The sequence below is a fragment of the Mycobacterium europaeum genome (assembly GCF_002102155.1).
Classification (GTDB): domain Bacteria; phylum Actinomycetota; class Actinomycetes; order Mycobacteriales; family Mycobacteriaceae; genus Mycobacterium; species Mycobacterium europaeum.
The window spans coordinates 1-25,085 of record NZ_LQOU01000030.1; the positions used below are offsets into that span (position 1 = coordinate 1).

Below are 25,085 nucleotides of genomic sequence, written 5' to 3' on the forward strand. Positions count from 1 at the left end.
CCGCTCCAGGGCAGCCAACCGCTCCGGGGTGGTGAGCACGTCAAAAGACAACCCACACAGGCGATCCGCGTCATGATTGAGCGCGTCGAACACCTCGACGATCTCCTCACGACTGCTCGCACCCACACCCCAAACCCTAGAAACCCCCACCGACAAAAACGGCCACAATGTGACCACAGAAGCCAAAGTGACACAAGGGAATACAACGATGCGACCGCGATGCGACTAGCTGGCAGGGATCACACCATCGACGTCGCGTGATCCATCGCGACCCCCTCGTCGCGGTGTGGGTCGGGCAGCCGCCGACGACGCCGCATGTGCACCAGCACCAGGACCGACAGCACCGCGGCGTAGATGCACCACAGTGACGCGAACGCCTGCAGGTAGACGATGGCGACCACGATCAGCCCCACCAGGTTCGCCCACCCGAGCACCACGATGGAGCGATAGCCCGACATCACGGCGGGCCCGATGACCGCGACGATGTAGAGCACCGCCCACAAGTAGCTTTCGTGAACGGCCGTCTGGTATTCCAGCGCGTGGGGCCACCTCTTCACCCCGATCGGTTCGGTGAGGACCACGACGGCCAGATACGCCGACACGACGGCGCCGAGCACCGCCAAGGGCGCCACCCGCAGTCGGGCGCCGCGCGGTTCCAGCATCAAGACGGACAGCGGGACCAGCGCCGCAGCAACGGCAACGCGATGAAGACGTACGCCCGCACCGCCAACTGCGCCGCGCCGGCGGGGACAACGCTGTTCGGCCACACCGCCGCCTCGAGGAACTGGTGAACCGCGAACACCGTGGGCAACAACGCGAATGGCAGCTCGCGCCAGTGCTTCACCTCACGCAGGGTGGCGACCGCAACCGGCACCAGGGCGGTGCCCACCCCGCGATCGCCGACTAACTCGCGACGGTGACGGGCCCCCGCGACTCCGAGGCCACCTCGTCGATCACCGTGTAGATGAACTTCATCTTCTCCAGCACCGCGGCCGGCAGCACGAACGGGTACAGGTCGTCGTGACCCATCGACCGGTTCACCATGTTCAGCGACCACGACAGCGGCAGCCACATGTCGATGATGGTCTGGAAAGCGCTGGGGCCCAGGGCCGGACGGTCGAAGGTCGCCGACGCCGAAGCGAAGCCGCACCACGCCGAGGTGTCCAGGGTGTCGCGGATGTGCAGGTAATGCGCGAACGTCTCGGCCCAGTCCTCGGCGGGATGCATGGTGGCGTACGAGGAGACGAAGTCTTCCTGCCAGTCCTCGGGTGGCCCCTCGCTGTAATGGCGGTCGAGCGCCTCCTGATAGTCGGCGTCGGGGTCGCCGAACAGCTCGTTGAAGCGCGCCAGGTATCCGCTGGACGGGGCGATCAGCCGGTAGAAGTAGTAGTGCCCGATCTCGTGCCGGAAGTGTCCCAGCAGCGTGCGGTACGGCTCCTCCATCTCCACCCGCAGCTGCTCGCGGTGCACGTCGTCGCCCTCGGCCAGGTCCAGGGTGATCACGCCGTTGTCGTGCCCGGTCATCACGTTCTCGTGCGCGCTGGACAGCAGGTGAAAGGCCAATCCCTGCTCGGGGTCCGCGTCGCGCCCGATGATCGGCAACTTCAGCTCGTGCAGCTCGGCGATCAGCCGCCGCTTGGCCGCCTCGGCCCGGGCGAACTCGGCCAGGCCGGCGGTGTCGGCGTCGTTGGGCCGCACGGTGGTCAGCGCGCAGGACGCGCACAACAGCCGCGGGTTGTTGACGGGTACCAGCCAATTGCATTCGGCCAGTTGTAGATTGGCGCACAACTGATATTCGGCGGCGGCCACGAAGCCGGCGTGCTCGCCGGCGTTGTTCTCGGCGATCACCAGCAGGGCCATCTGCTCGAGCGAAAACCCCAGCGCGCTGCCGCAGCTGAGGCAGGTGGAGTTCTCGAACGTCAGGCGCTGCCCGCAGTTGGGGCAGTTGAAGTCACGCATGGAGCACGTCCCCCTCGAAGGGCACCACGTCGACGGCCACGTCGATCACGCTGTGCTCCGAATCGGTGTAGATGATGCCCCGCAGCGGCGGCACGTCCGCATAGTCACGGCCGCGCCCGACGATGATGTAGCGCTCGTCCACCAGCTGGTCGTTCGTGGGATCCAGACCCAGCCACTCGAACTGGCCGGGCCGCTGCGGTGTCCACACCGCCGCCCAGGCGTGGGTGGCGTCTATACCGATCATTCGATCCTTCCCCGGTGGCGGGTCGGTGGCCAGGTAGCCGGACACGTAGCTGGCCGCCAGACCGTTGGCGCGCAGGCAGGCGATCGCCAGCCGCGCAAAGTCCTGACATACCCCTTCCCGGGCCGCCAGAACCTCAGTTACCCCGGTGGAAATCGTCGTCGACCCCGAGCGGTAGGTGAAGTCGGCGAAAATCCGCGACGCGAGGTCGCGCAGCACGTCGACCAGCGGGCGCCCAGGGGCGAAACTGGGCGCCGCGTACTCGCGCACCTCGTCGGTGATCTCCGGCGGATTGAGGTCCAGGGTGAATTCGGCGGCGAGCGCTCCCCCGCCTCCCGTCGGCCGGGCGGACTCCCACGGCTGCACCGCCGGTCCGTCGGTGTACAGCCCGGGGGCCGGCGGATACACGTCCACGATGGAGTCGCTGGTGACGCTCAGCGTGCGGTGCGGCTCGGTGACGTGGAAGTACGAGCTGATGTTGTCATAGACGTCGACGCTGGTGGAGACGTCGGCGGGGGCCGGGTCGATGGTCAGCCGGTGCTCGACACAACGCTGCCGCAGCGAATCCCGCGGGGTGAGAAAGCCGCGACCGTAGGAGCTGGTCACGACGTCGGAGTACCGGTACTCGGTGCGGTGGGTGACCCGGTGGCGGCGGGCGGGCCCGACGTCGGCTTCAGACACAAGGCTGATCACATCACACCCGGGGCCGGTGCGCCGTCCGCGCCGCGAAAGCGTTTGCCGATACAGCGGCACGCGGGCCAAAACGGGAGCACAATCGAGAGGTGGCCACGTGGTACGACGTCGCCCGCATCGTTCGTGAGTTGGCACTCACCTCCGAGCCGTCACTGCATGACTGGCGAGTCGGCAAGAAGTTGCTGGCCTGGGAGCGGCCGCTGCGCCCGTCGGAGCGCGAGGCGCTGGCCCGCGACGGGTCGGAACCGCCCGGCGGCGACATCCTTGGCGTGCGGGTGTCCGACGAGGGGGTCAAGTTCGGGTTGATCACCGACGAGCCGGACGTCTACTTCACCACCCCCCATTTCGACGGCTACCCCGTCGTGCTGGTCCGGCTGGCCGGGATCTCGGTGCGCGACCTCGAGGAGCTGATCACCGAGGCGTGGCTGACGCAGGCCCCGAGGAAGTTGGTCCAGGAATTCCTGGCCGAGTCCGGCTGAGCGGGCTCATTTCCGATGCAGCTCGATCACACGCTGCAGGTCATCCACGCAGGCGGCGACGGCGCCGGCCAGCAGTACCCCGGCCCGGTCGTGCGCGGCGGCCTGCAGCGTCGACGCGTCGCGGCACGCCGCCGCCGTGTATGCCGCGGCCCCGGCCGGGTCCGGGTCGGCGAGGGCCGTCGCCGCCGCGAGCTGGTCCAGGATGGCGGGCACGGGCGCGCGGAGCGGTTGGCAGCCGCCGTCGGCGGCGGGGACGACGGCGCGGGCCAACTGCAGCACGGAACCGGCCAGCTCAGCCACGTGTAGCGCCTGCCGGTCGGCGGCGGCGACCGCGGCGCGCGCCCCCCAGCGCCGCGGCGCGACGCGCACGACTTGGCGGGCGGTGGCGCGGGCCTCGATCAGCTCGCCCAGTTGCCGGTGCACGCGGTCGGCCATCGACAGCGGCCAGTCGTGCGCGGGCACGCGGCGCCCGGCGGCGACGTCCGCGGTGCGGGTCAGGACACCGTGCAGGGCGTCCAGCACGCCCATCCGCGCGCTGCGCAGCACCTGCAGCGGGTCGGCCGGGAAGAGCACGATCGCGAACACGATCGCCACGCCGCCGCCGACCAGGGCGTCGTTGATGCGTTCCCACCCGACGCCGCTGCGGAAGAGCGCCAGCACCAGGATCGCCGAGACGACGGTCTGGTTGGCGAACATCATCCCCTGGCCGATGAGGCCGTGGCCGATGAACACCGCCGCGCACAGCGCGATCAGCGCGGCGACGCCGATGGACACGGCCCCGGGCCCGAGCACGCCCTGGACCAGGGTGCCCATCCCGATGCCCAGGGTCACACCGATCATCATCTGGATGGCGCGCTGGGCCCGTAACACGTTGCTGATCGACAGCGACACCGCGGCGGCGATCGGCGCGAAGAACGGCTGGGGATGCTCGAGCACATCGCGCGCGAGATACCAGGACAGGCCCGACGCGACCGAGGTCTGGACGAGGGTGAACCACACGGCGCGGAGCCGGTTGATGCCCGCCCGCGCCGCGTTCACGAAAGTCAGGCCGGCTGCAACTCGAACAACGGAATGACCCGGCTGGTCTTCGACTGGTATTCGGCGAAGCCGGGCGCGGCGGCGGTGACCTTCTCGAACAGCGCGTCGCGCTCGTCGGAGGGCAGCTCGCGCGCCGTGACGGGGAACTGCTCGGTGCCGATCTCGACCCGGGCCCGCGGGTTGGCCCGCAGGTTGTGCACCCACGCCGGGCTGACGGGCGAGCCGGCGAACGAGCCGATGATGATGAGCTTGCCGTCGATGCGGAAGTAGGCCAGCGGAGAGACTCGGGGTTGTCCGGACTTGGCGCCGGTCGTGTGCAGCAGCAGCAGGTCGGCGTTGGCGAACTGGCCGCCCACCTTGCCGCCGTTGGTACGGAACTCGTCGATGATGCTCTTGTTGAACGCGTTGATCGTGTCGGTGTCGGGCACGTCAGTCATCGGCGCCGCTCCTCATTGCTTCGCGCTGTATCGTCGCCGGCGCGTGTCATGCCCGGTCAACTTCCTTGGGCTTGGCGTCTATTCCGGATTCCTTGCGCTGCTGGGCGGTGATGGGCGCGGGCGCCTCGGTGAGCGGGTCGACGCCCCCGCCGGTCTTGGGGAACGCGATCACCTCGCGGATCGAGTCCACCCGGGACAGCAGCGCGTTGATCCGGTCCCAGCCGAAGGCGATTCCGCCGTGCGGCGGCGCACCAAAGGTGAACGCCTCCAACAGGAATCCGAACTTCTCCTCGGCCTCGGCGCGGTCCAGGCCCATCACGGCGAACACCCGCTCCTGGATGTCGCGGCGGTGGATACGGATCGAGCCGCCCCCGATCTCGTTGCCGTTGCAGACGATGTCGTAGGCGTCGGCCAGCACACCGCCGGGATCGGTGTCGATGACGTCCTCGAACTCCGGCTTGGGCGACGTGAACGCGTGGTGGACGGCGGTCCAGGCCCCCGAGCCGACGGCCACGTCACCGGCGGCGGTCGCCTCGTCGGCGGGCTCGAACAGCGGCGGGTCCACCACCCAGACGAACGCCCACGCGTCCGGGTCGATCAGACCCAGCCGGTCCGCGATCTCGCCGCGGGCCGCGCCCAGCAGCGCCCGCGAGGGCTTCGCCGGGCCGGCTGAGAAGAAGACGCAGTCCCCCGGCTTGGCGCCCACGTGCGCGGCCAGCCCGTCGCGTTCGGCGTCGGTCAGGTTCTTGGCCACCGGGCCGCCCAGCGTGCCGTCCTCGGCGACCAGCACGTAGGCCAGCCCCTTGTGCCCGCGCTGCTTGGCCCACTCCTGCCAGCCGTCCAGCGTGCGCCGCGGCTGCGACGCCCCGCCGGGCATCACCACCGCGCCCACGTAGGGCGCCTGGAAGACGCGAAAAGTGGTGTCCTTGAAGAACTCTGTGCATTCGACGAGCTCCAGCCCGAACCGCATGTCCGGCTTGTCCGAGCCGAACCGGCGCATCGCGTCGGCATAGCTGATCCGCGGGATGGGCGTCGGGATCTGGTAGCCGATCAGCGCCCACAGCGCGGTCAGGATCTCCTCGGAGATCGCGATGATGTCCTCGGCGTCGACGAAGCTCATCTCCATGTCGAGCTGGGTGAACTCGGGCTGACGGTCGGCGCGGAAGTCCTCGTCGCGGTAGCAGCGGGCGATCTGGTAGTACCGCTCCATCCCGGCCACCATCAACAGCTGCTTGAACAGCTGCGGGCTCTGCGGCAGGGCGTAGAACGAGCCCGGGTGCAGCCGTGAGGGCACCAGGAAGTCGCGCGCCCCCTCGGGTGTGGAGCGGGTGATCGTCGGCGTCTCGATCTCGACGAAGTCGTGTCGCGCCAGCACCGAGCGGGCGGCGGCATTGACCTTGGAACGCAACCGGATCGCCGCGGCCGGGCCATCGCGGCGCAGGTCGAGGTAGCGGTACTTCAGCCGCAACTCCTCGCCGGCGGGCTCGTCGAGCTGGAACGGCAGCGGCGCGCTCTCCCCGAGAACGGTCAGCGACGCGGCGTTGACCTCGATGTCGCCGGTGGCGATCTCGGGGTTGGCGTTGCCCTCCGGGCGGATCTCGACCACACCGGTGACCGCGACGCAGAACTCGGCGCGCAACCGGTGCGCCTGGGCCAGCGCCTGTCCTTCCTGCAAGGCGTTGCGGAACACCACCTGCGCGATGCCCGAGGCGTCGCGCAGGTCGATGAAGATGACGCCGCCGTGGTCGCGGCGGCGAGCCACCCAGCCCGTTAACGTGACCTGCTGCCCGGCGTCGCTGCTTCTGAGCGAACCGGCGGCGTGGCTGCGCAGCACAAACACTCCCTTTCCCGCGGTTGGAACGAGTGCCCAGTCTAGAGGCAGGTAATTTCGGTCCTATCGTCACCAACATCGCACTCGTCGGTCCGGGCGCCGTCGGCACGACGGTCGCCGCGCTGCTGCACGAGGCCGGGCATCCGGTGCTGGTGTGCGGTCACACGCCGCGGGACCGCATCGAATTGCGGCCCGACGGCGCGGATCCGATCGTGGTACCCGGCCCGGTGCACACCGATCCCCGCGAGGTGAACGGCCCCGTCGACGTGGTGGTGCTGGCGGTCAAGGCCACCCAGAACGACGCCGCGGCCAAATGGCTGGCCCGCCTCTGCGACGCGCACACGATCGTCGCCGTGCTGCAGAACGGCGTCGAGCAGGTCGAGCAGGTGCGGCCGCACTGCCCGTCGTCGCCCGTGGTCCCGGGCATCGTCTGGTACTCCGCGGAAACCCAGCCCGGGGGCTGGGTCCGGCTGCGCACCGAGCCCGCGCTGGTGCTGCCCAGCGGGCCGTCGGCGGAGGCGCTCGCCGAGCTGCTGCGCGGAGCGGGATGCCGGGTGGACTGCGACCCCGACTTCATCACCGCGGCCTGGCGCAAGCTGCTGACCAATGCGCTGGCCGGGTTCATGGCGCTGGCCGGACGGCGGTCCGGGATGTTCCGCCGCGACGACGTCACCGCGCTGTCGCGCCGCTACGTCGCCGAGTGCCTGGCGGTGGCTCGGGCCGAGGGCGCCCGGCTGCCCGACGGCATCGTCGACGAGTTGGCGGACATGTTCCGCCGGACGCCCGAGGACATGGGGACGTCGATCCTGGCCGACCGGGAGAACGGCCGCCGGATGGAATGGGACATCCGCAACGGCGTGATCATCCGCAAGGCCCGCGCTCATCACCTGGCGACGCCGATCAGCGATGTCGTGGTGCCGTTACTGGCCGCGGCCAGCGACGGGCCAGGATAGATTCGAGCCATGTTCCCCTGCGACCACGTCGACCTGAGCTTCATCGACAGCGCGCCCTTCGTGTTCCGCAACAGCGTCGACCTGGCCATCACGCCCGAGCAGCTGTTCGAGGTGCTCGCCGACGCCGAGTCGTGGCCGCGCTGGGCCAGCGTGATCACCAACGTGACCTGGACCAGCCCCGAGCCGCGCGGTGTGGGCACCACCCGAGTCGTCGAGATGCGCGGCGGCATGGTCGGCAACGAGGAATTTCTGGCGTGGGAGCCGCTGCGCCACATGGCTTTTCGGTTCAACGAATGCTCCACGCAGGCCGTCGCGGCGTTCGCCGAAGACTACCGGGTCGAGGTCATCCCGGGGGGTTGCCGGCTGACGTGGACGATGGCGCAGAAGCCCGCGGGCCCGGCCCGGCTGGCGATGTACCTGGTGGGGCCGCTGCTGAACCTGGGCCTGCGCCGATTCCTGCGCAACCTGCGCAGCTACACCGATGCCCGCTACTCCGCGACCCAGCAACACTAGGAGCCTGCCATGACCTTCAACGAGGGTATGCAGATCGACACCAGCACCGCGTCGTCGTCGGGGGGCGGCATGGGCATGGCGCTCGGGGGTGGCGGCCTGGGTCTGCTCATCCTCATCGGCGCGCTGTTGTTGGGCGTCGATCCGGGCCGCGTGCTGAACCAGCAGGGAAACACCAGCGGCTACTCGGCGCCCGGGTTCGACCTGAGCCAGTGCAAGACCGGCGCCGACGCCAACAAGTACGTGCAGTGCCGCGTGGTCGCCACCGGCAACTCCGTGGACGCGGTCTGGCACCAGCTGATGCCGCGGTACACCCGCCCGCACGTGCGCCTGTTCACCGGATCGGTCGACACCGGCTGTGGACCCGCCACCACCGCGGTGGGGCCGTTCTACTGCCCGGTGGACCAGACCGCGTACTTCGACACCGACTTCTTCCAGGAGCTGGTCGACAAATTCGGTTCCAGCGGAGGGCCGTTCGCCCAGGAGTACGTGGTCGCCCACGAATACGGCCACCACGTGCAGCAGCTGCTGGGCGTCCTGGGCCGCTCCCAGCAGGGGGCCAAGGGCGCCGGCGGCAACGGCGTGCGCACGGAGTTGCAGGCGGACTGCTACGCGGGCATCTGGGCGCACTACGCATCGACGGTCAAGCAGGAGAGCACCGGCGTGCCCTACTTGCAGCCGCTGAGCGACCAGGACATCGCCGACGCCCTGTCGGCCGCGGCGTCGGTGGGCGATGACCGGATCCAGAAGGAAGCGACCGGGCGGGTCAATCCCGAGTCGTGGACGCACGGCTCGTCGGAGCAGCGGCAGCACTGGTTCACCGTCGGCTACCAGACCGGCGACCCGAAGCAGTGCGACACCTTCGACGCGCCCAGCCTGGGCTAGTTGTACTGGCGGCGGCCCACTTCACCCGGCTCCGCCGCGCTCGCGACCGCCGCTAACCGGCCAGGAGTTTCTTCAGTTCGGCGCGGCCCTCTTCGTCGAGCGGCAGCAGCGGGGCGCGCGGGTCCCCGACCGGGAAGTCGAGCAGGTCCAGGCCGGCCTTCACGGTGGTGGCCAGTCCCCCGGCGACGATGAACTGCAGCAACGGCTTGAGGTCGTCGTAGAGGGTTTGAGCCTTGTCGAGGTCGCCGGCACGCACCGCCTCGTACAGGTCGATGCACGGCTGGGGACGCAAACATGGTGCGGCCGTGCACCATCCAGAAGCGCCGGCTTTGAGGGCGTCGAGCACCAGCGGGTTGCTGCCGTTGTAGAAGGGCAGCCTGCCGCCCGACAGCTCGGTGATGCGCTGCATCCGGGTCAGATCACCGGTGGATTCCTTCACCATGGTGACGTTGTCGATGGTCTCGAACATGCGGACCAGCAGCTCGGGGGGCATGTCGACGCCGCTGGTGGCCGGGTTGTTGTAGGCCATGATGGGAATCGAGATCGCGTCGCTGACGCTTTGGTAGTGCGTGACGATCTCCCGCTCGCGCAGCTTCCAATACGACACCGGCAGGATCATCACCGCGTCGGCACCGGCCCGCTGCGCGTACCGCGCGCGACGAATGGTCTTGGCGGTGGTCACATCCGACACCCCGACGATCACCGGCACCCGGCCCGCGACCGTGGCGATCGTGGTGTCCACGACGGCGTCGAATTCGGGTTCGTCCAGGTAGGCCAGCTCGCCGGTGCTGCCCAGCGGGGCGATCGCGTGGACGCCGGAGGAAACGAGCCGGTCGACCAGCGCGGCCAGCCGCTCGGTGTTGATGCCTTCGTCGGCGAACGGAGTCACCGGGTAGGCGACGATGCCGTGGATGTAGGGCACGGGCGGACTCCTCGAATGTCGTTGAGCGTGGCGTCAATCGGTCAGCGCGTCGGGATGGCGGGCCAGGGCGCGGCGGGCGTAGTAGGCGAAGTTGGCGCGGCTGCGCTGCGGCGACAGCGTCCAGTCGTGGGCCTCGCGGGCCAGCTTCTCGGGCAGCTCCTGGACGGCGCCGGCGGCCATGGCGGCCAGCTGCAGCCGGGCGGCGCGCTCGATCAGGACCGCCAGCGAGCACGCCTCCTCGACGCTGGCGCCGGCGACCACCTGGCCGTGATGCGCCAACAGCACCGCCTTCTTGTCGCCCAGGGCGGCGGTGATGATCTCCCCCTCCTCGTTGCCGACCGGCACACCGGGCCATTCGGCGAGGAAGGCGCAGTCGTCGTAGAGCGGCGTGGTGTCCATGTGGGACACGATCAGCGGCACCTCCAGCATCGACAGCGCCGCCACGTGGAACGGGTGGGTGTGCACGATGCACTGCACGTCGGGGCGGGCGCGATAGATCCAGCTGTGAAAACGGTTGGCGGGGTTGGGGATTCCGTCACCGTCGAGCACCTTGAGGTCCTCGTCCACCACCAGCAGGTTGGCGTCGGTGATCTCGTCGAACCCGAGGCCCAGGCGCTGGGTGTAGTAGGTGCCGTCGGCCTCGGCCCGCGCGGTGATCTGTCCGGCCAGCCCCGAGTCGTGACCGGCATCGAACAGCGCGCGACAGGTCAGCGCGAGCTTCTGCCGGGTGGTCAGCTGCGAATCGGCGAGGTTGGCCGTCAACTGCTCGGCGGCGCGACGCATCAATGCGGACTTGGAGTCGGTGAACGTGCCAGCCATATGACACAATGTAACACGATAGGACACTTTGTGTCATCGTCGGCTCATTGGAACGTCCACCGGAGGCATCGCCAGTGACAGCACTACTGCGCGCGGTCCGCATCCAGCGCGGCCTGACCCTCGAGGCGCTGGCCGAACGGACGGGACTGACCAAGAGCTACCTGTCCAAGATCGAACGGCGGCAGAGCACCCCGTCGATCGCGGTGGCCCTCAAGGTGGCCAAGGCTCTCGACGTCGACGTCGGGCGGTTGTTCTCCGACGAGGAGGCGCAGGAGAAGATCGCCATCGACCGCCCGTCCGCCGCGGCCGACGGCCAGCGCTATCGGGTGCTCGCGTCGTCGCTGCTGGGAAAGTCCATGTCGCCGTTCGTGGTTCGCCCGGCCGCGGGCCCGGCCGACGACCCGCACCCCGAGCACGGGGGCCAGGAATTCATGTTCGTGCACGCCGGCAGCGTCGAACTCGACTACGGCGACCGGACGATCAGGCTCGACACCGGCGACAGCGCCTATTTCGACGCGGCGGTCAGCCACACCATCCGGGCCGTCGGCGCCGATCCGGCCGAGGTCGTCGTCGTCGCCCACGAGCCGGGGATCCGGAACCTTCGGTGACGCCGCTCGATCGAGACCGGTGTTCGCTATCGGCGAACACCGGCGACCCGCTCACCAGGGCCGCGTCGAGCAGGTGACCCCGGTGGTGGCGCTCTGCGTCACCACGACCTGGCCGTCGACGGCGATCTGGCACTGGATCTGCGGCGTGTTCGACGAATCGCAGTCCGGCCAGTGGCACCCGCCGCTGGCGTTGACGAACGCCCACTGATTCGGGTCGTTCAACGTCGTGTTGTAGACCAGCGGCTGATTTGCGGTGAACGCCGTCTGCACGCTGTTCAGGTACTGCGAGGAGTTGGCGTTGAACGCCGCCTGGCTGGGCGGATCGGTGTTCATGTAGCGGACGTTGCCGGTGAGGTTGCCGGTGGCGGTGATCGTGTAGGTCACCTGGTGGCCGGCCGGGTCCGCCGATGAGGTCGCGGGCGTGACGGCCACCGCTGCGGCGGCCGCAAACGTCGCCGCCGCCACCCCCGTGATCACTATTCGCACGTTCGTCATATCGAAAACGCTACCCAATTCGTTACGGCGCTACGCACGAATCAGGTTCCCGACCATGCGTCGGTGCCCACGGCAACCACCCCCGGCGGGCGCCGTTCCGCCGACGTTCACCGCCGTCGGGTATGAAGCAGGAGTGGTCGACGATCCCGCTATCCCCCGCAGCGACGATCCGGCCCCCGGCATCAGCCGCCGCAGGCTGTTGACGACCAGCGCGGTTTCGGCCGCCCTCGGCGCGGGCGTCGGGGGCGGGGCCGCGCTGGTGTGGTCCCACCCCAGCGCGCCCGCACTCTGGTATCAGCCCAGCCGCAACGGTGCACCGCCGGTGACCGGGCTGCACCTGCAATTCGGCCGGCACGCCGGCACCGAGGCGGTGGTGTCCTGGCACACCGTCGACGCGGTCCGCAACCCGCGCGTCATGCTCGGCACGCCGACGGCGGGCCTGGGACGCACCGTGGCGGCCGAAACCCGCACCTACCGCGACGCCAAGTCCAACACCGAGATCCGCGTGAACCACGCCCGCCTGACGAACCTGACCCCGGACACCGACTACGTCTACGCCGCCGTGCACGACGGCGCGGAGCCCGAGATGGGCACCCTGCGCACCGCGCCGTCGGGGCGTAAACCGTTCCGCTTCACCAGCTTCGGCGACCAGTCCACACCCACGCTGGAGAGGATGCCCGACGGCACGTACGGCACGGACAACATCGGGTCGCCCGCGTCCGCCGACACCACCCTCGCGATCGAACGCATGGCGCCCCTGTTCAACCTCGTCAACGGCGACCTGTGTTACGCCAACCTCGCGCGGGACCGGATCCGCACCTGGTCCGCCTGGTTCGAGAACAACACCCGATCGGCGCGCTACCGGCCGTGGATGCCCGCGGCGGGCAATCACGAGAACGAATTGGGCAACGGCCCAATCGGTTACGCCGCCTATCAGACGTATTTCGCGGTGCCCGACTCGGGATCGAGCCCCGAGACCCGCGGACTGTGGTATTCGTTCACCGCCGGATCGGTGCGGGTGATCAGCCTGAGCAACGACGACGTGGCGCTTCAGGACGGTGGCAATTTCTACGTGCACGGCTACTCGGGCGGGGAGCAAAAGCGTTGGCTGGCAGCCGAACTCGCCGCCGCCCGGCGCGACCCGGAGGTGGACTGGATCGTCGTGTGCATGCACCAGACGGCGATCTCCACCGCCGACGCGCCGGCCAACGGCGCCGACCTGGGAATCCGCGAGGAGTGGCTCCCGCTGTTCGACCAGTACCAGGTCGACCTCGTCTTATGCGGCCACGAACACCATTACGAGCGATCGCACCCGTTGCGCGGCACGCAGCAGACCGACACCCGAACGCCGATGCCGGTGGACACCGGCACCGACGTCATCGACCCCACCAAGGGGACGGTGCACGTCGTCATCGGCGGCGGCGGCACGTCCGCGCCCACCAACGGCCTCTTCTTCGCCGAGCCGCGGTGCCGCGTGTTGACCGGGGTGGGCGCGTTCGACCCCGGGCTCGGGCGCAAGGCACCGATCTACGTTCTCGAGGACGCACCGTGGTCCGCCTTCCGCGACCGCGACCATCCCTGGGGCTTCGCGGCGTTCGACGTCGACCCGGGCCAACCCGGCGGCGACACCTCGATCAGGGCCACCCATTACGCGCTCAACGGGCCGTTCGGCGAAGTGACCGTGGTGGACCGGTTCACGCTGACCAAGCCGCGCCGAGACAAGCCGGCCTGACTCAAAACAACGTCGCCTGCCCGCTTTCCGGCTCCGGCCGGGGCGCCGCGACGGGCCGGCGGAACGAGCGGTGTTCGCCGCCCAGCCGGTACCTCGCGACCAACGGCGCGGCCCGCGCCCGCAGCATCTCGCGGTAGCCGGGCGGCAGGTACGCCCCGCGCCGGTACAGCTCGCGGTAGCGGTCCACCAGCTCGGGGTGCGAGCGTCCCAGCCAGGACATGAACCAGGCCCGGGTCGAGCCGCGCAGGTGCAGGCCGAAGACCGTAACGCCCGTCGCGCCGGCCGCCGCGATCTGGCCGAGCAGGCCGTCGAGGTGCTCGACGGAGTCGGTCAGGTACGGCAGCACCGGCGCCACCATCACGTGAGGGTCCAGGCCCGCCTCGCGGATCGCGGCGATCAGGCCCAGCCGCGCCTGCGGCGTGGGCGTGCCGGGCTCGACGTCGCGGTGCAGGTCCGCATCGCCGACGGCGAGTGACACCGCGACCGACAGCGGAACCCGTTGCGCCGCATCGGCGATCAAGGGCAGGTCGCGCCGCAGCAGCGTGCCCTTGGTCAATATCGACAGCGGCGTGCCGGATTCGGCCAGGGCGCCGATGATGCCCGGCATCAGCGCGTAGCGCCCCTCGGCCCGCTGGTACGGGTCGGTGTTGGTGCCCAGCGCGACGGTCTCCCGCCGCCACGACGGCCGGCGCAGCTCGCGGCGCAGCACCTCGACGACATTGGTCTTGACGACGACCTGGCTGTCGAAGTCGTTGCCGCAGTTGAAGTCCAGGTATTCGTGGGTGGGCCGGGCAAAGCAGTAGCGGCACGCGTGCGAGCAGCCGCGGTAGCCGTTGACGGTGTACCGGAAAGGCAGGGCGGAAGCGGCGGGCACCTTGTTGAGCGCGGACTTGCACAGCACCTCGTGGAAGGTGATCCCCTCGAACTGCGGCGCTCGCACGCTGCGGGCCAGGCCGATCCGCTGCAGCCCCGGCAGCGCCCCGTCCTCGACCGGCTCCCCGTTGACCGCGACGGCCTGATCCGCCCAGCGCATGCACTATTCGAACATTAGTTCGACATCGAGGTCAAGCCCTTCGGTGTCGAGTCAGATGTGGCCGGGCATCTCGATCGGCGATGGCGGGGCCGGGGTGGGGGCATCCGGATAACTTCACGGACGGCGCCGGGCCGACGCCCTCGGGCCGCGGCGGTACGCGGCGACGTGCCCTAGCGCCATGTCCACGGCGAGCTCGACAGGTCGGGCGCTGCGCATCGTCTGCGCCATCAGCAGTCCGCCTTGCAGCGCACTCATGATGGTCAATGCGAGCTCGGCCGGGTCGGCATCTGCGGAGAGTTCACCGTTGTCGCGCATCGTCGCCAAACCCGCCGACAGGTACGACTGCCATTCGGCGAAGGCTTGCGCAAGCTCCCGGCGCGCCGAATCGGACCGTTCGGCGAGCTCTCCCACGAGCGAACCCAACGGACAACCCCCGACGCCTTGCGTCGCGCGGGTCATGGCCACGACGTGGTCGCACCATCGTTGCAGGCCCTCCCACGACGACACCTCGCCCAGATTGGGCTGCTGGGCCGCGATGACGTCGCCGAGCTGGGTCTTCACGACCTCGCGAATGAGGGCGTCCTTGTTGGCGAAGTAGTGGTACAGCTGCGACTTGCTCGTGCCGGTCGCCGCCATCACGTCGTCCAGACTGGTCCCGGCGACGCCTTGCCCGCGGACGAGCGATGCCGCCGCGGCGACGATGCGGGCCCTGGTCGCGGCACCGCGGGTCGTCAGCCGCCCGGCACCGGGGCGCTCCTCTCCTGACATGCGCGAAGTGTAAGGCGGATTGGACTTGATAGTCCATTTGGGCTTCAGCACAATTTCCGCGTGGACCGTCCGACCCTGGAAGAAGACGACGTGTCCCCGCACCTGACCGCCCCCGACGCCGGTTCGCGGCGCCGCCACCCTGCGACGGAGGAATTATGATGCCGACATCAGACAACAAGATCTTCAAATATAATTCGATATTTCTAGGTTCGACGATGTTCATGTTCGGGTTTTTGAAATTCTTCGAGCCATTTCGCACGTGGTTCGACGTCCAAATCACCAAAAGCGGGCTGCCGCGACTGAGCATCCCCATGGGTATCACCGGGGAAATATCCATTGGGCTGAGCCTACTTTCGGCCGCCTGCTTCGGGCGGAAAGCCTCGAATATCTTCGGGCCGATCGCGTCCGCCGCCTCGGCGGCGCTGATCGCCAACATGGGGGGCGCCACTTATGTGCACGTGCACCCGGAAGTGCCCGCAGAGGTACTTCCGCTCAAAATAAAGCCCCCCATTATCCCCCTGATTTTCATGCTGCTGGCAGCAGTGAATCTAGTTCAGCTTCGCCGGGATCATTGGCAGCGCTCCTGACGGCAGCCCCAACGCAGTGGACCCCGCACAACTGAGACGGAAATGGACGACCTCGTGCCCGACCGAATGCACCCACCACATCCGACGCTCTTCGAACCGGCAACCATTGGCAACGTCGACCTCGCCAGCCGGGTCGCCCTGGCCCCCATGACGCGAGTGAGCGCGACGGCCGACGGCGTGCCCACCGACCGGATCGCGTCGTATTACCGCATTTTCGCCGAGGGTGGCTTCGCGTTGTTGATCACCGAAGGGCTTTACATCGACGATCAGGCCAGCCAGGGGTACCTCTTCCAACCGGGCATCGCCAACGCAGCTCACGCGGCCGGCTGGCAACCGGTCATCGACGGCGTCCACGACTGTGGGGCCAAATTTTTCGCTCAGCTCATGCACGCCGGCAGCCAGTCGCAAGGCAACCCGCACACGACGATCACCTGGGGGCCGTCCGCAGTACGGCCGAAAGGCGAGCAGCTGCCCATGTATCGCGGTGCGGGTCCGTTCAAGATTCCCCAAGCGATGACCACGGAGCACATCAACCAAGTTCGTGCCGCATTCGTGGCTGCGGCACGGCAGGCGCGCGACGCCGGGTTCGACGGCGTGGAGATCCACGGAGCCAACGGCTATCTGCTCGACGCATTTCTCACCGACTATCTGAATACTCGCACCGACGAGTACGGCGGCCATACCGCCGGTCGTGTACGCCTGGCGGCCGAGGTCTGCCACGACGTCGCGTCCGCCGTCGGTGACGACATCGCCGTCGGCATCCGGATCTCCCAGGGAAAGGTCTCCGATATCCACCATCGGTGGGCCGGCGACGAGGAGGACGCGGCGATCATCTTTGGCACTCTGGGCGAGACCGGTATCGACTACATCCACACCACCGAATATCGCGCGCTGGCACCGGCATTCGCCGGATCCGGCAAATCGCTCGCGCAGCTGGCCAAGCAATACGGCAAGCTGCCGGTGATCGCCAACGGACATCTGGACGACCCCCGCGACGCCGCCGCCGTCATCGCGTCGGGCGCCGCCGATCTGGTCGCCCTGGCCAAACCGGCGTTGGCCAACCGCGACTGGCCTCATCGAGTCCGACAGGGCGAACCGTTATCACCCGACGTGCCAACCGATCTCTTCGGTCCCGTCGCCAACCTCAAAGACTGGGAAGTCGTCGTCAGCGCGGGCAAGGAAGGAGCGTAACGGTTCAGAGAACGGCGTCGGCAAGCCGATCCACCTGCTCGATGCCGGCGACGCAGGGGTGGAACACCAGCCCGTCGAAACCGAGGTCGCGGTAGGCGCGTACGGTGGCCGCCGCGTCCTGCGGCGTGGTCAGCATGTCGGCGACGTTGAGAGCTGCGTAGTCCGGTTTGAACCCGTAGTAGCGCCGGAGGTGCTCCCGGCCGACCCGGACGGTGTCCTCAGCACCCAACGCGAAGTTGACGCTGGCCTGCAGTCGCGGCTGCCCCGACCGGCCCGCCTCCCGCCACGCCGCGCGAGCCCGATCGGCGAATGACGACTGATTGTCGTAGTCGCGCAGGGCGCCGGCCGACCAGCCGTCTCCCATCGTCACGACCCGGCGCATGGTCGCCGCCGACCCTCCGCCGAACAGGAGGGGGATGCGCACCGGCCGCGGGCACAGCGCCTTGGCGCCGGTGACCGGCGTGGCGCGCCAGGCCTCGCGCCACAATCCCACCGCCTCGTCCAGAACGCGTCCCCGCCTGCCGAAGTCCGCGCCGGCCGCCGAGTAGTCGTCGGTGCGGCTGCCCACGCCCAGGCCGACGGTCAGCCGGTCACCGGTGGCGTCTGCGACGGTGGCGAGTTGCTTGGCGAGCACGGCGGCCGGGTAGAGGGGCGCCAGCAGAACGTTGGTGATCAAGGCGATTTCAGCGGTCGCGCCGGCAGCCACGGACAGCGCAACGGTCGAATCGAGGCTTTCATAGACCAGCCGGTCGATCGTAGCGAGGCTGGCGAATCCGCGTTGTTCCGCCCGGCGGGCCCAAGGGGCCGTCAACGGCCCGGGCACATGCGCGATGTGGCTCGGCAATCCGATTCCGATTTGCATTGCGTCCTCCCCTATTTCGTTCTCGGCACCGTCTGGTTGACGGCATCGAAGACCTCGTCGTAGGAGCCGTCCCGCCCGGCGAACCGGACGCACCGCGCCGGGTCGACGAGAATCTCGCCGGCGGCCGGACGTCTGCCCAGCAGTGAAATCGTCTCTGCCACAAAATCGTTGACCACCATCACATTCGGGTCATGTGGCAGGCCTCGCTGGATCTGCGTCTCCACCCGCGGCGGGATGATCTCGATCACCTCGACCGCCGTGTCGCGCAGCTGGCGGCGCAGGGACTCGGTGTAGGAATGCAGCGCCGCCTTGGTCGCGCAGTACGTCGGCGTGACCGCCTTGGGCACGAACGCCAGGGCGGAGGTGACATTGACGACGGCGGCGCGCCGCTGCGCCAGCAGAATCGGCAGCAGCGCGGCCGTCAGCCGGATTGGCCCGAGCAGGTTGACCGCCACCGTCTCCTCCGCCTGCGCGGTGTCGGCGGCCCGCAGGTCCTCGGTGTGCATGACCGCCGCGTTGTTGATTACGACGTTCAGCTCGGGATGCCGGTTCGCCACCACGTCGGCCAGCCGACTGACGCTGGCCGGGTCGCCCTGATCGAGTTGCAGGTATTCGATGCCCGGGTTGGCTGCCGCGACGGCTTGCAGGGCCTCGCGGCGCCGCCCCGCGATGATGATCCGGTTGCCCAAGCGGTGCAACGATTCGGCCAGGCCGCGGCCGATTCCGCTGCCTCCCCCGGTCACCAGCACGACATTGCGCGTCAGCTTCATGGTGCAAGGCTGGCAGTGCGAGTAACGAAATACCGACAGCTCCGGTCAAAGTGTCGATAAATACTCACTGGATCCGGATAAATGTCTATCATTACTCATGATCGACCCGTTGGACGGACAGATTTTGCATGCCTTGCAGATCTCGCCCAGGGCATCGTTTCGGCGCATCGCGGACGTTGTCGGAGCGACCGAACAAACGGTTGCCCGCCGCTACCACCGACTCCGCCGGAACGGGGTCGTGCGTGTCGTGGGGCTACAGAACCCCGGGGCCGACGGCAACGGCGATTGGGCGCATTGGGTCTGCCGGATACACGCCAAGCCCGACCGCATACCGCAACTGGCCGACGCACTGGTCCGGAACCCGGACGTGTCCCACGCGAACGTCCTCTCGGGCTGGACCGACCTGGTCTGCACCATCCGGGCACCGCTCGGCGAGAGTCGCGAAGACGTGCTGCTGCAGCGGCTTCCGCGCGCGGGTTCGGTCATGGACATCGACATCGAGCTGGTGCTGCACACGTTCGGGCGACCCCCGACCGCGCCGTGGACGGGCTACGGCCAGAAGCTCAGCGCCGAACAGGCCGAACGAATCCTCGACGGTGCCGAGGCGGTGACAACCGGCCGGCCGTCGCCGCCGGCTCTCGAGGACCGCCCCATGCTCAACGCGCTGGCCGACGACGGCCGCGCGCCCCTTTCGCGACTGGCTGCATGCACGGGGTGGTCGGTGGCGCGAGTGCGCAGGCGCCTGGCGGCACTCGAAGCGGCCGGGTCGTTGGTCTACGACGTGGACGTGCTTCCCGAGCGACTCGGATACCGCCTCAGCGCCATGCTGTGGCTGACGGTCGCGCCCCGGCACATTCAGCGCGTCGGAGAACAGATCGCGGCGCACGACCACGTCGCCTTCGCGGCCGCCGTCAGCGGCAGGACAAACGTGATGGCCGTGGTGATCTGCCGTGACGCCCGCGACCTCTACGCGTATCTCACCGACGGCCTCGGGGCCATCGAGGAAGTCCTCACCTACGAGGTCAGCACCCGCATCCAGCGCCTGAAGCAACACGGATCCGTGATCGCGCACGGACGACTGATGAACCCGAATCCCAGGACGCCGCGGCGGTCGTAGAGTGAGCCACGACCCAGTCGTACTAACCGGCGGCGAGGCACCATGACCGAACGCATCGAGGTTCAGCGCACCATCGCGGCGGGGGCGCCGGACATCTTCGCCGTGCTGTGCGACCCGCAGGGGCACGTCGCGATCGATTCGTCCGGGATGCTGCAGGACGCCGAAGGCGATCCGGTGCGCGGCGCCGGTGACCAATTCGTCGTGCACATGGACCGCGAAGCGTTGAACGACTTTCCGCAATTCGGTAAGTACGACGTCACCGTCGACATCACCGAATTCGAACAGGATCGCCTGATCGCGTGGACGGTTCTCGGTCAAATCCAGCCGCCGATCGGTCACGTCTACGGTTATCGGCTGGAGCCGGCCGAAGACGGCTCGGCGACCGTGGTCACCTCGTTTTACGATTGGTCGGACATCGACCCGAAGTGGCGGGCGGCGGGGATTTTCCCGATTCTGTCCGAGGGGGCATTGCGGGCGACGTTGGGAATTCTCGACCGCACCGTCCGCCGCGGTTATCCACGACGATGACCGGTTTCCGGTAAGCGTCCATACCGGACGGCGGTTTTGCCGCGCATTCGGGAGGGTATCAGGTCGGGGCCCCTCACGGAAGGATCTGACATGTTGCACTCGGTGATTCTGGCGAGTTCGGACCCGGTCGCGGCGGGCTTTATCCTTCGCGGCATCAAGGGAATCTTCGTCGCCATCGGCAGCGTGATCGCGGCAATTATCTGCGCACTAATCGCGATGATGAAGGGGCGCAATCCACTGGGCTGGGGAATTCTGGGGCTGTTCTTCTCGATCCTCACGCTGATCGTCGTCATCGTTATTCCAAGCAAGAAAAGCTGACGCACGACCGCTTCCCGATGCAGTTCGGGAGAGGTATATTGCGGCATGCGGTCCGTCTATCTCGCCGCGGCGCTCGGCATGACCACCGCCGGGCTGATTGTGGGCTCACCGGCTCACGCCGACACCGGCGTCAATGGTTACGTCCGCTGCATCGGCGGCGACGCGAAGCCCCCGCCGCCTGGGGTGTCCGCAGAAGACTGGTTCCCCAGCGTCCACGTGATAGCGACGGACTTCAATGGCGGTGTGCCTTCCGCTCAAATAGTGCAGCGATTGGTGGATATGGGAGTCGCGCCGAACGACGCCGCCACCCAGGTGCGGTGCTTTGTGGCCAACCAGCCGCATTGACGCAGACGCCCCGGCGCATCGTCGCCGTGCGGATGCCCGCGCCGGCCGGTTAGCGGGCCGGTTAGCGGGTTAGTCGCGAAAGCACCTCGTGCACAACGGAATCCGTGGCCACCGGAGCCTGCTGCCCGGTGGTGAGATCCTTCACCCCGACCGTCCCGGACTCGATGTCGCGGTCCCCGAGGACCAGCGCGAGGCGGGCGCCCGAACGGTCGGCCGCGCGCATCGCGCCCTTGAGGCCACGGCCGCCGTAGGCCATGTCGACGCGGACGCCGGCGCCGCGCAGCTGCGCGGCCAGCACCGCCAGCCGCAGCTTTGCCTGCTCGCTCAACGGCACGCCGAACACGTCGCAGCGGGCCGTCTCCCCCACGCTCTTGCCCTCGGCGCGCAGCGCCAGCAGGGTGCGGTCCACGCCCAGCCCGAACCCGATGCCCGACAGGTCCTGCCCACCGAGTTCGTGCATCAGCCCGTCGTAGCGGCCGCCGCCGCCGATGCCGGATTGGGCGCCCAGGCCGTCGTGCACGAACTCGAACGTGGTCTTGGTGTAGTAGTCCAGCCCCCGCACCATGCGCGGGTTGATCACGTACGACACCCCGAGCGCGTCCAGGTGCGCCAGCACGGTGTCGAAGTGCTGCTTGGCGACGTCGGACAGGTGGTCGAGCAACACCGGCGCGTCGGCCGTCATGGCGCGCACCTCGGGCCTCTTGTCGTCGAGCACCCGCAACGGGTTGATCTCGGCGCGCCTGCGCGTCTCGTCGTCGAGGTCCAGCCTAAACAGGAAGTCCTGCAACAATTCCCGGTACTGCGGGCGGCAGCTGTCGTCGCCCAGCGAGGTGATCTCCAGGCGGAACCCGTCCAGCCCCAGCGAGCGGAAGCCGGCGTCGGCGACGGCGATCACCTCGGCGTCCAGCGCCGGGTCGTCGACGCCGATCGCCTCCACGCCGACCTGCTGGAGCTGGCGATACCGGCCGGCCTGCGGACGCTCGTAGCGGAAAAATGGCCCGGCGTAACAGAGTTTCAGCGGCAACGCGCCGCGGTCCAGGCCGTGCTCGATCACCGCACGCACCACCCCGGCGGTGCCCTCGGGGCGCAATGTGACCGAGCGGTCGCCGCGGTCGGCGAACGTGTACATCTCCTTGGACACCACGTCGGTGGATTCACCGACGCCGCGGGCGAACAGGCCGGTGTCCTCGAAAATGGGCAGCTCGATGTCGCCGTAACCGGCCCGGCGGGCGGCGCCCAACAACCCGTCCCGCACGGCCACGAACTGGGCCGAGTCCGGCGGGACGTAGTCCGGCACCCCCTTGGGCGCAGAGAACGCCGAGAAGCCCGTCACGGGCTCAGGCCTTCGATGAACGGATTGAACCGCCGCTCGGCGCCGATGGTGGTGGCGTTGCCGTGCCCCGGCAGCACCACCGTCTCGTCGCCGAGCACCAGAAGTTTCTCCACGATCGAGGTCAACAAGTCGCGGCCGCTGCCGCCGTGCAGGTCGGTGCGGCCCACCGAGCGCTCGAACAGGGTGTCGCCGGTGAACACATAGTCTTTGTCGTCCTTGCCGGACGACACCCGGAACACCACCGACCCGCGGGTGTGCCCCGGGGTGTGGTCGACGTTGACGGTGACGCTGCCCAGGTCGAGCTTGTCGCCGTCCCGGTCCAGCTCGACGACCTGCTTCGGTTCGCGGAAGAAGGCGCCCGCCACCAGCTGCGCCACCCGCGGCCCGAGGCCGTAGATCGGGTCTTTCAGCATGAAGCGGTCCTCGGGGTGGATGTAGGTGGGGCAGCCGTAGGTGTCGGACACCTTCTGCGCGGACCACATGTGGTCGATGTGGCCGTGGGTGAGCAACACCGCGGCCGGGGTCAGTCGATTCTCGTCGAGGATGCGCCGCAACGAGCCCATCACCCGCTGCCCCGGATCCACGATGACGGCGTCCGTCCCGGGCCGCTCGGCCAGCACGTAGCAGTTGCACTGCAACATGCCGGCGGCGAATCCGGTGATCAACACGGTTCCCAGTTTCCCACGGGCCCCACTTGACACCGGTCGCGGCGCCCACATTAGCCTGAGCTGGCCACCGGCGCCTTTGCGGGCCCGCGACCGACCAACCATGGAGGCATACGGCCGTGCCGACCAACGAACAGCGACGTGCCAACGCCAAACGCAAGCTGGAGCGCCAGCTGGAGCGCCGCGCCAAGCAAGCCAAGCGGCGCCGGATCGTGGTGATCGCCGCCGGCTCGATCGTGGCCGTGGCCGTGGTCGTCGCGGTGGTGCTCGCGGTCATCAACACCAAACACGAGCACAAGGGCAACAGCGCGTCGAGCACCACTTCCTCCGCCGCCACCAGCTCCCCGGAGTCGACGACGCCCGCCGGCCCGACGCCGCCCGTTCCGCCCTTGCCGGCGTTCAAGCCGTCGGCCGACCTGGGCGCCAACTGCCAGTACCCGGCGTCGCCGCAACCGGCCGCCAAGCCGGTCAAGCCGCCGCGCACCGGCAAGGTGCCGACCGACCCGGCCCAGGTGAGCGCGAGCATGGTGACCAATCAGGGCCGCATCGGGCTGATGCTGGCGAACAACGAATCACCCTGCACGGTAAACAGTTTCGCGAGCCTGATCGGCCAGAAATACTTCGACAACACCAAGTGCCACCGGCTGACCACTTCCCCGGACCTGGGCGTCCTGCAATGCGGCGACCCCAAGGGCGACGGCACCGGCGGCCCGGGCTACCAATTCGCCAACGAATACCCGACCGACCAGTACCCGCCGAACGACCCCAAGGCGCAGCAGCCCGTCCTCTACCCGCGCGGCACCCTGGCGATGGCCAACGCCGGCCCCGGCACCAACGGCAGCCAGTTCTTCATGGTGTACAAGGACTCCCAGCTACCGCCCCAATACACCGTGTTCGGCACCATCCAGCCCGACGGGCTGGCCACGCTGGACAAGATCGCCAAGGCCGGCGTCGCCGGCGGCGGCGAGGACGGCGCGCCGGCCTCCGACGTGACCATCACGTCGCTGCTGCTGGACTAGAGCCAAACCCCGCAACGCCGACGCGGATTCGCGCGACCCGCGGGCGGTCCACCGCTTAAGGTCGTCGGGTGGGGTCAGAGTCTTTCGGGCAATACCGATTGCTGGACGTCCTGGGGCGTGGCGGCATGGGGCAGGTCTATCGGGCCTACGACGCCGCCACCGATCGCGTCGTCGCCCTGAAGGTGCTGCCCCCGAACCTGGCCGAGGACCAGGAATTTCAGCAACGCTTCCGCCGCGAGGCGCGCATCGCGGCGAGCCTCAACGACCCGCATGTGGTGCCCATCCACGGCTACGGCGAGATCGACGGTCGGCTGTATGTCGACATGCGGCTGATCGAGGGCCGCGACTTGGTGCAGTACATCGACGAAAACGGCGGACGGCTCAGCCCCGAGCGCGCGGTCGCCGTGATCGAACAGGTTGCCGCGGCGCTCGACAGCGCCCACCAGGCGGGGCTCGTCCACCGCGACATCAAACCGAAGAACATCTTGGTCGCCAACGCGCGCGACTTCGTCTACCTGATCGACTTCGGCATCGCCCGCGCCGTGGCCGACACCGCGCTCACCCAGACGGGGCACACGATGGGCACCGTCGCGTACATGGCACCCGAACGATTCAGGGGCACAACCGATCACCGCGCCGACGTGTATTCGTTGGCCTGCGTGCTGCACGAGTGCCTGACCGGCAGGCGCCCCTATGGCGGCGACAGCCTCGAGGAACAACTCAACGCCCACCTGAACACCCCGCCGCCGCGGCCGTCGACCACGTCGGCCGGCGTGCCGCCGGCCCTCGACGCGGTGGTCGCCCGCGGAATGGCCAAAGACCCCGAACACCGTTACCAGTCGGCGATGGAACTCGCCGAAGCCGCCGGGGCGGCGTTGGCCGGCGCGGCCGGGACCGCGGCCCCGAGCCGCCCGGCGCCCCCGGCCGCCCCGCCACCGACGCAGGCG

30 protein-coding genes are annotated in these 25,085 nt (G+C 68.7%); 14 read left to right on the plus strand and 16 right to left on the minus strand.

All coding sequences use genetic code 11. The features are described 5' to 3' along the window. Positions 1-239: 239 nt before the first annotated feature. The 4 genes from AWC03_RS15010 to AWC03_RS15020 are packed head-to-tail and all read right to left on the minus strand — an operon-like array spanning position 240 to position 2,893. The gene (locus tag AWC03_RS15010; RefSeq protein WP_249025889.1) at positions 240-662 is read right to left on the minus strand and encodes a DUF6629 family protein; all 423 of its coding nucleotides are present in this window, start codon (positions 660-662) and stop codon (positions 240-242) included. Next, complete coding sequence (locus tag AWC03_RS27905) at positions 662-889, minus strand: DUF6629 family protein (RefSeq protein WP_249025890.1); 228 nt, start codon at positions 887-889, stop codon at positions 662-664. The genes AWC03_RS15010 and AWC03_RS27905 overlap by 1 nt, the downstream gene beginning before the upstream one ends. Positions 890-903: 14 nt before the next feature. Beyond that, positions 904-1,959, minus strand: a complete 1,056-nt coding sequence (locus tag AWC03_RS15015; RefSeq protein ID WP_085241502.1) for a zinc-binding metallopeptidase family protein — start codon at positions 1,957-1,959, stop codon at positions 904-906. Further along, a complete protein-coding gene (locus tag AWC03_RS15020) occupies positions 1,952-2,893 on the minus strand; it encodes a transglutaminase family protein (RefSeq protein WP_208859460.1) in 942 nt (313 codons plus the stop codon). The genes AWC03_RS15015 and AWC03_RS15020 overlap by 8 nt, the downstream gene beginning before the upstream one ends. Before the next feature lie 89 nt (positions 2,894-2,982). On the opposite strand from AWC03_RS15020, the gene AWC03_RS15025 reads away from it, so the two are divergent. Next, positions 2,983-3,372 carry an MmcQ/YjbR family DNA-binding protein gene (locus AWC03_RS15025; RefSeq protein WP_085241511.1) on the plus strand — a complete coding sequence of 130 codons (390 nt, stop codon included), beginning with the start codon at positions 2,983-2,985 and terminating at the stop codon, positions 3,370-3,372. A gap of 6 nt (positions 3,373-3,378) precedes the next feature. Here AWC03_RS15025 and AWC03_RS15030 read toward each other — a convergent pair whose 3' ends face one another. Genes AWC03_RS15030 through aspS form a run of 3 tightly spaced genes read right to left on the minus strand, consistent with a single transcriptional unit; the run spans position 3,379 to position 6,687 of the window. Then, complete coding sequence (locus AWC03_RS15030) at positions 3,379-4,410, minus strand: FUSC family protein (protein WP_085241512.1); 1,032 nt, start codon at positions 4,408-4,410, stop codon at positions 3,379-3,381. A gap of 5 nt (positions 4,411-4,415) precedes the next feature. Next, a complete protein-coding gene (locus AWC03_RS15035) occupies positions 4,416-4,847 on the minus strand; it encodes a nitroreductase family deazaflavin-dependent oxidoreductase (RefSeq protein WP_085241514.1) in 432 nt (143 codons plus the stop codon). Positions 4,848-4,893: 46 nt separating this feature from the next. Continuing rightward, positions 4,894-6,687, minus strand: coding sequence for an aspartate--tRNA ligase (gene aspS, locus AWC03_RS15040; protein ID WP_142278399.1), 1,794 nt, complete (start codon positions 6,685-6,687; stop codon positions 4,894-4,896). A 56-nt stretch (positions 6,688-6,743) separates the two neighbouring features. On the opposite strand from aspS, the gene AWC03_RS15045 reads away from it, so the two are divergent. The 3 genes from AWC03_RS15045 to ypfJ are packed head-to-tail and all read left to right on the plus strand — an operon-like array spanning position 6,744 to position 9,026. After that, the gene (locus tag AWC03_RS15045; RefSeq protein ID WP_211279240.1) at positions 6,744-7,631 is read left to right on the plus strand and encodes an oxidoreductase; all 888 of its coding nucleotides are present in this window, start codon (positions 6,744-6,746) and stop codon (positions 7,629-7,631) included. A 9-nt stretch (positions 7,632-7,640) separates the two neighbouring features. After that, complete coding sequence (locus AWC03_RS15050; RefSeq protein WP_085241516.1) at positions 7,641-8,144, plus strand: SRPBCC family protein; 504 nt, start codon at positions 7,641-7,643, stop codon at positions 8,142-8,144. Between the two features lie 9 nt (positions 8,145-8,153). Beyond that, the gene (gene ypfJ / locus AWC03_RS15055; protein ID WP_085241518.1) at positions 8,154-9,026 is read left to right on the plus strand and encodes a KPN_02809 family neutral zinc metallopeptidase; all 873 of its coding nucleotides are present in this window, start codon (positions 8,154-8,156) and stop codon (positions 9,024-9,026) included. A 52-nt stretch (positions 9,027-9,078) separates the two neighbouring features. On the opposite strand, the gene AWC03_RS15060 is transcribed toward ypfJ, so the two are convergent. Together AWC03_RS15060 and AWC03_RS15065 are read right to left on the minus strand one after the other, a co-directional pair. Continuing rightward, positions 9,079-9,948 carry a dihydrodipicolinate synthase family protein gene (locus AWC03_RS15060; protein ID WP_085241520.1) on the minus strand — a complete coding sequence of 290 codons (870 nt, stop codon included), beginning with the start codon at positions 9,946-9,948 and terminating at the stop codon, positions 9,079-9,081. A 33-nt stretch (positions 9,949-9,981) separates the two neighbouring features. Continuing rightward, positions 9,982-10,767 carry an aldolase gene (locus AWC03_RS15065; protein ID WP_085241521.1) on the minus strand — a complete coding sequence of 262 codons (786 nt, stop codon included), beginning with the start codon at positions 10,765-10,767 and terminating at the stop codon, positions 9,982-9,984. A gap of 74 nt (positions 10,768-10,841) precedes the next feature. Between AWC03_RS15065 and AWC03_RS15070 the strand changes: the two genes are divergently transcribed. After that, entirely contained in the window at positions 10,842-11,375 is a 534-nt protein-coding gene (locus AWC03_RS15070; protein ID WP_085241522.1) for a helix-turn-helix domain-containing protein, read from the plus strand. Between the two features lie 51 nt (positions 11,376-11,426). Here AWC03_RS15070 and AWC03_RS15075 read toward each other — a convergent pair whose 3' ends face one another. Further along, entirely contained in the window at positions 11,427-11,870 is a 444-nt protein-coding gene (locus AWC03_RS15075) for a hypothetical protein (RefSeq protein ID WP_085241523.1), read from the minus strand. A 133-nt stretch (positions 11,871-12,003) separates the two neighbouring features. Here AWC03_RS15075 and AWC03_RS15080 point away from each other — a divergent pair, with 133 nt between their 5' ends. Further along, positions 12,004-13,602, plus strand: coding sequence for a purple acid phosphatase family protein (locus AWC03_RS15080; RefSeq protein ID WP_085241524.1), 1,599 nt, complete (start codon positions 12,004-12,006; stop codon positions 13,600-13,602). A 1-nt stretch (position 13,603) separates the two neighbouring features. Here the strand turns inward: AWC03_RS15080 and AWC03_RS15085 are convergent, their stop codons facing one another. Both AWC03_RS15085 and AWC03_RS15090 read right to left on the minus strand, forming a co-directional pair. Beyond that, the gene (locus tag AWC03_RS15085) at positions 13,604-14,635 is read right to left on the minus strand and encodes an Rv2578c family radical SAM protein (protein ID WP_085241525.1); all 1,032 of its coding nucleotides are present in this window, start codon (positions 14,633-14,635) and stop codon (positions 13,604-13,606) included. 114 nt (positions 14,636-14,749) lie between these two features. Further along, the gene (locus tag AWC03_RS15090) at positions 14,750-15,403 is read right to left on the minus strand and encodes a TetR/AcrR family transcriptional regulator (RefSeq protein ID WP_085241550.1); all 654 of its coding nucleotides are present in this window, start codon (positions 15,401-15,403) and stop codon (positions 14,750-14,752) included. A gap of 158 nt (positions 15,404-15,561) precedes the next feature. On the opposite strand from AWC03_RS15090, the gene AWC03_RS15095 reads away from it, so the two are divergent. Together AWC03_RS15095 and AWC03_RS15100 are read left to right on the plus strand one after the other, a co-directional pair. Beyond that, entirely contained in the window at positions 15,562-15,990 is a 429-nt protein-coding gene (locus tag AWC03_RS15095) for a hypothetical protein (protein WP_211279239.1), read from the plus strand. Between the two features lie 42 nt (positions 15,991-16,032). After that, positions 16,033-17,181, plus strand: coding sequence for an NADH:flavin oxidoreductase (locus AWC03_RS15100; protein WP_249025891.1), 1,149 nt, complete (start codon positions 16,033-16,035; stop codon positions 17,179-17,181). 4 nt (positions 17,182-17,185) lie between these two features. Here the strand turns inward: AWC03_RS15100 and AWC03_RS15105 are convergent, their stop codons facing one another. After that, the gene (locus tag AWC03_RS15105; protein WP_085241527.1) at positions 17,186-18,043 is read right to left on the minus strand and encodes an LLM class flavin-dependent oxidoreductase; all 858 of its coding nucleotides are present in this window, start codon (positions 18,041-18,043) and stop codon (positions 17,186-17,188) included. Between the two features lie 11 nt (positions 18,044-18,054). Then, positions 18,055-18,813 (minus strand): SDR family oxidoreductase, encoded by a 759-nt coding sequence (locus tag AWC03_RS15110; protein ID WP_085241529.1) that lies wholly within the window; start codon positions 18,811-18,813, stop codon positions 18,055-18,057. 97 nt (positions 18,814-18,910) lie between these two features. Here AWC03_RS15110 and AWC03_RS15115 point away from each other — a divergent pair, with 97 nt between their 5' ends. The 4 genes from AWC03_RS15115 to AWC03_RS15130 all read left to right on the plus strand — a co-directional run bounded on the left by AWC03_RS15115 (position 18,911) and on the right by AWC03_RS15130 (position 21,121). Further along, positions 18,911-19,930, plus strand: a complete 1,020-nt coding sequence (locus tag AWC03_RS15115; RefSeq protein ID WP_085241531.1) for an Lrp/AsnC family transcriptional regulator — start codon at positions 18,911-18,913, stop codon at positions 19,928-19,930. Positions 19,931-19,972: 42 nt separating this feature from the next. Further along, a complete protein-coding gene (locus tag AWC03_RS15120) occupies positions 19,973-20,458 on the plus strand; it encodes an SRPBCC family protein (RefSeq protein ID WP_085241533.1) in 486 nt (161 codons plus the stop codon). Positions 20,459-20,548: 90 nt separating this feature from the next. Continuing rightward, on the plus strand, positions 20,549-20,776 hold the full coding sequence (locus tag AWC03_RS15125) for a deoxyribodipyrimidine photolyase (protein WP_085241539.1): 228 nt from the start codon (positions 20,549-20,551) through the stop codon (positions 20,774-20,776). A 45-nt stretch (positions 20,777-20,821) separates the two neighbouring features. After that, a complete protein-coding gene (locus AWC03_RS15130; protein WP_085241541.1) occupies positions 20,822-21,121 on the plus strand; it encodes a hypothetical protein in 300 nt (99 codons plus the stop codon). A 61-nt stretch (positions 21,122-21,182) separates the two neighbouring features. Here the strand turns inward: AWC03_RS15130 and hisS are convergent, their stop codons facing one another. Both hisS and AWC03_RS15140 read right to left on the minus strand, forming a co-directional pair. Continuing rightward, a complete protein-coding gene (gene hisS, locus AWC03_RS15135; protein ID WP_085241542.1) occupies positions 21,183-22,454 on the minus strand; it encodes a histidine--tRNA ligase in 1,272 nt (423 codons plus the stop codon). Continuing rightward, positions 22,451-23,122 (minus strand): MBL fold metallo-hydrolase, encoded by a 672-nt coding sequence (locus tag AWC03_RS15140; protein WP_085241544.1) that lies wholly within the window; start codon positions 23,120-23,122, stop codon positions 22,451-22,453. Before AWC03_RS15140 ends, hisS begins: the two co-directional genes overlap by 4 nt. A 116-nt stretch (positions 23,123-23,238) precedes the next feature. Here AWC03_RS15140 and AWC03_RS15145 point away from each other — a divergent pair, with 116 nt between their 5' ends. Both AWC03_RS15145 and AWC03_RS15150 read left to right on the plus strand, forming a co-directional pair. Continuing rightward, complete coding sequence (locus AWC03_RS15145; protein ID WP_085241546.1) at positions 23,239-24,138, plus strand: peptidylprolyl isomerase; 900 nt, start codon at positions 23,239-23,241, stop codon at positions 24,136-24,138. Positions 24,139-24,263: 125 nt separating this feature from the next. After that, a partial coding sequence (locus AWC03_RS15150) for a serine/threonine-protein kinase (RefSeq protein ID WP_142278400.1) occupies positions 24,264-25,085 on the plus strand: 822 nt, incomplete at its 3' end.

Coding starts and splice junctions, on each gene's coding strand:
- AWC03_RS15010 (WP_249025889.1), bottom strand. CDS start 662: ATGCTGGAACCGCGCGGCGCCCGACTGCGGGTGGCGCCCTTGGCGGTG.
- AWC03_RS15015 (WP_085241502.1), bottom strand. CDS start 1,959: ATGCGTGACTTCAACTGCCCCAACTGCGGGCAGCGCCTGACGTTCGAG.
- AWC03_RS15035 (WP_085241514.1), bottom strand. CDS start 4,847: ATGACTGACGTGCCCGACACCGACACGATCAACGCGTTCAACAAGAGC.
- AWC03_RS15050 (WP_085241516.1), top strand. CDS start 7,641: ATGTTCCCCTGCGACCACGTCGACCTGAGCTTCATCGACAGCGCGCCC.
- ypfJ (WP_085241518.1), top strand. CDS start 8,154: ATGACCTTCAACGAGGGTATGCAGATCGACACCAGCACCGCGTCGTCG.
- AWC03_RS15065 (WP_085241521.1), bottom strand. CDS start 10,767: ATGGCTGGCACGTTCACCGACTCCAAGTCCGCATTGATGCGTCGCGCC.
- AWC03_RS15075 (WP_085241523.1), bottom strand. CDS start 11,870: ATGACGAACGTGCGAATAGTGATCACGGGGGTGGCGGCGGCGACGTTT.
- AWC03_RS15085 (WP_085241525.1), bottom strand. CDS start 14,635: ATGCGCTGGGCGGATCAGGCCGTCGCGGTCAACGGGGAGCCGGTCGAG.
- AWC03_RS15090 (WP_085241550.1), bottom strand. CDS start 15,403: ATGTCAGGAGAGGAGCGCCCCGGTGCCGGGCGGCTGACGACCCGCGGT.
- AWC03_RS15095 (WP_211279239.1), top strand. CDS start 15,562: ATGCCGACATCAGACAACAAGATCTTCAAATATAATTCGATATTTCTA.
- AWC03_RS15100 (WP_249025891.1), top strand. CDS start 16,033: ATGGACGACCTCGTGCCCGACCGAATGCACCCACCACATCCGACGCTC.
- AWC03_RS15105 (WP_085241527.1), bottom strand. CDS start 18,043: ATGCAAATCGGAATCGGATTGCCGAGCCACATCGCGCATGTGCCCGGG.
- AWC03_RS15110 (WP_085241529.1), bottom strand. CDS start 18,813: ATGAAGCTGACGCGCAATGTCGTGCTGGTGACCGGGGGAGGCAGCGGA.
- AWC03_RS15115 (WP_085241531.1), top strand. CDS start 18,911: ATGATCGACCCGTTGGACGGACAGATTTTGCATGCCTTGCAGATCTCG.
- AWC03_RS15120 (WP_085241533.1), top strand. CDS start 19,973: ATGACCGAACGCATCGAGGTTCAGCGCACCATCGCGGCGGGGGCGCCG.
- AWC03_RS15125 (WP_085241539.1), top strand. CDS start 20,549: ATGTTGCACTCGGTGATTCTGGCGAGTTCGGACCCGGTCGCGGCGGGC.
- AWC03_RS15130 (WP_085241541.1), top strand. CDS start 20,822: ATGCGGTCCGTCTATCTCGCCGCGGCGCTCGGCATGACCACCGCCGGG.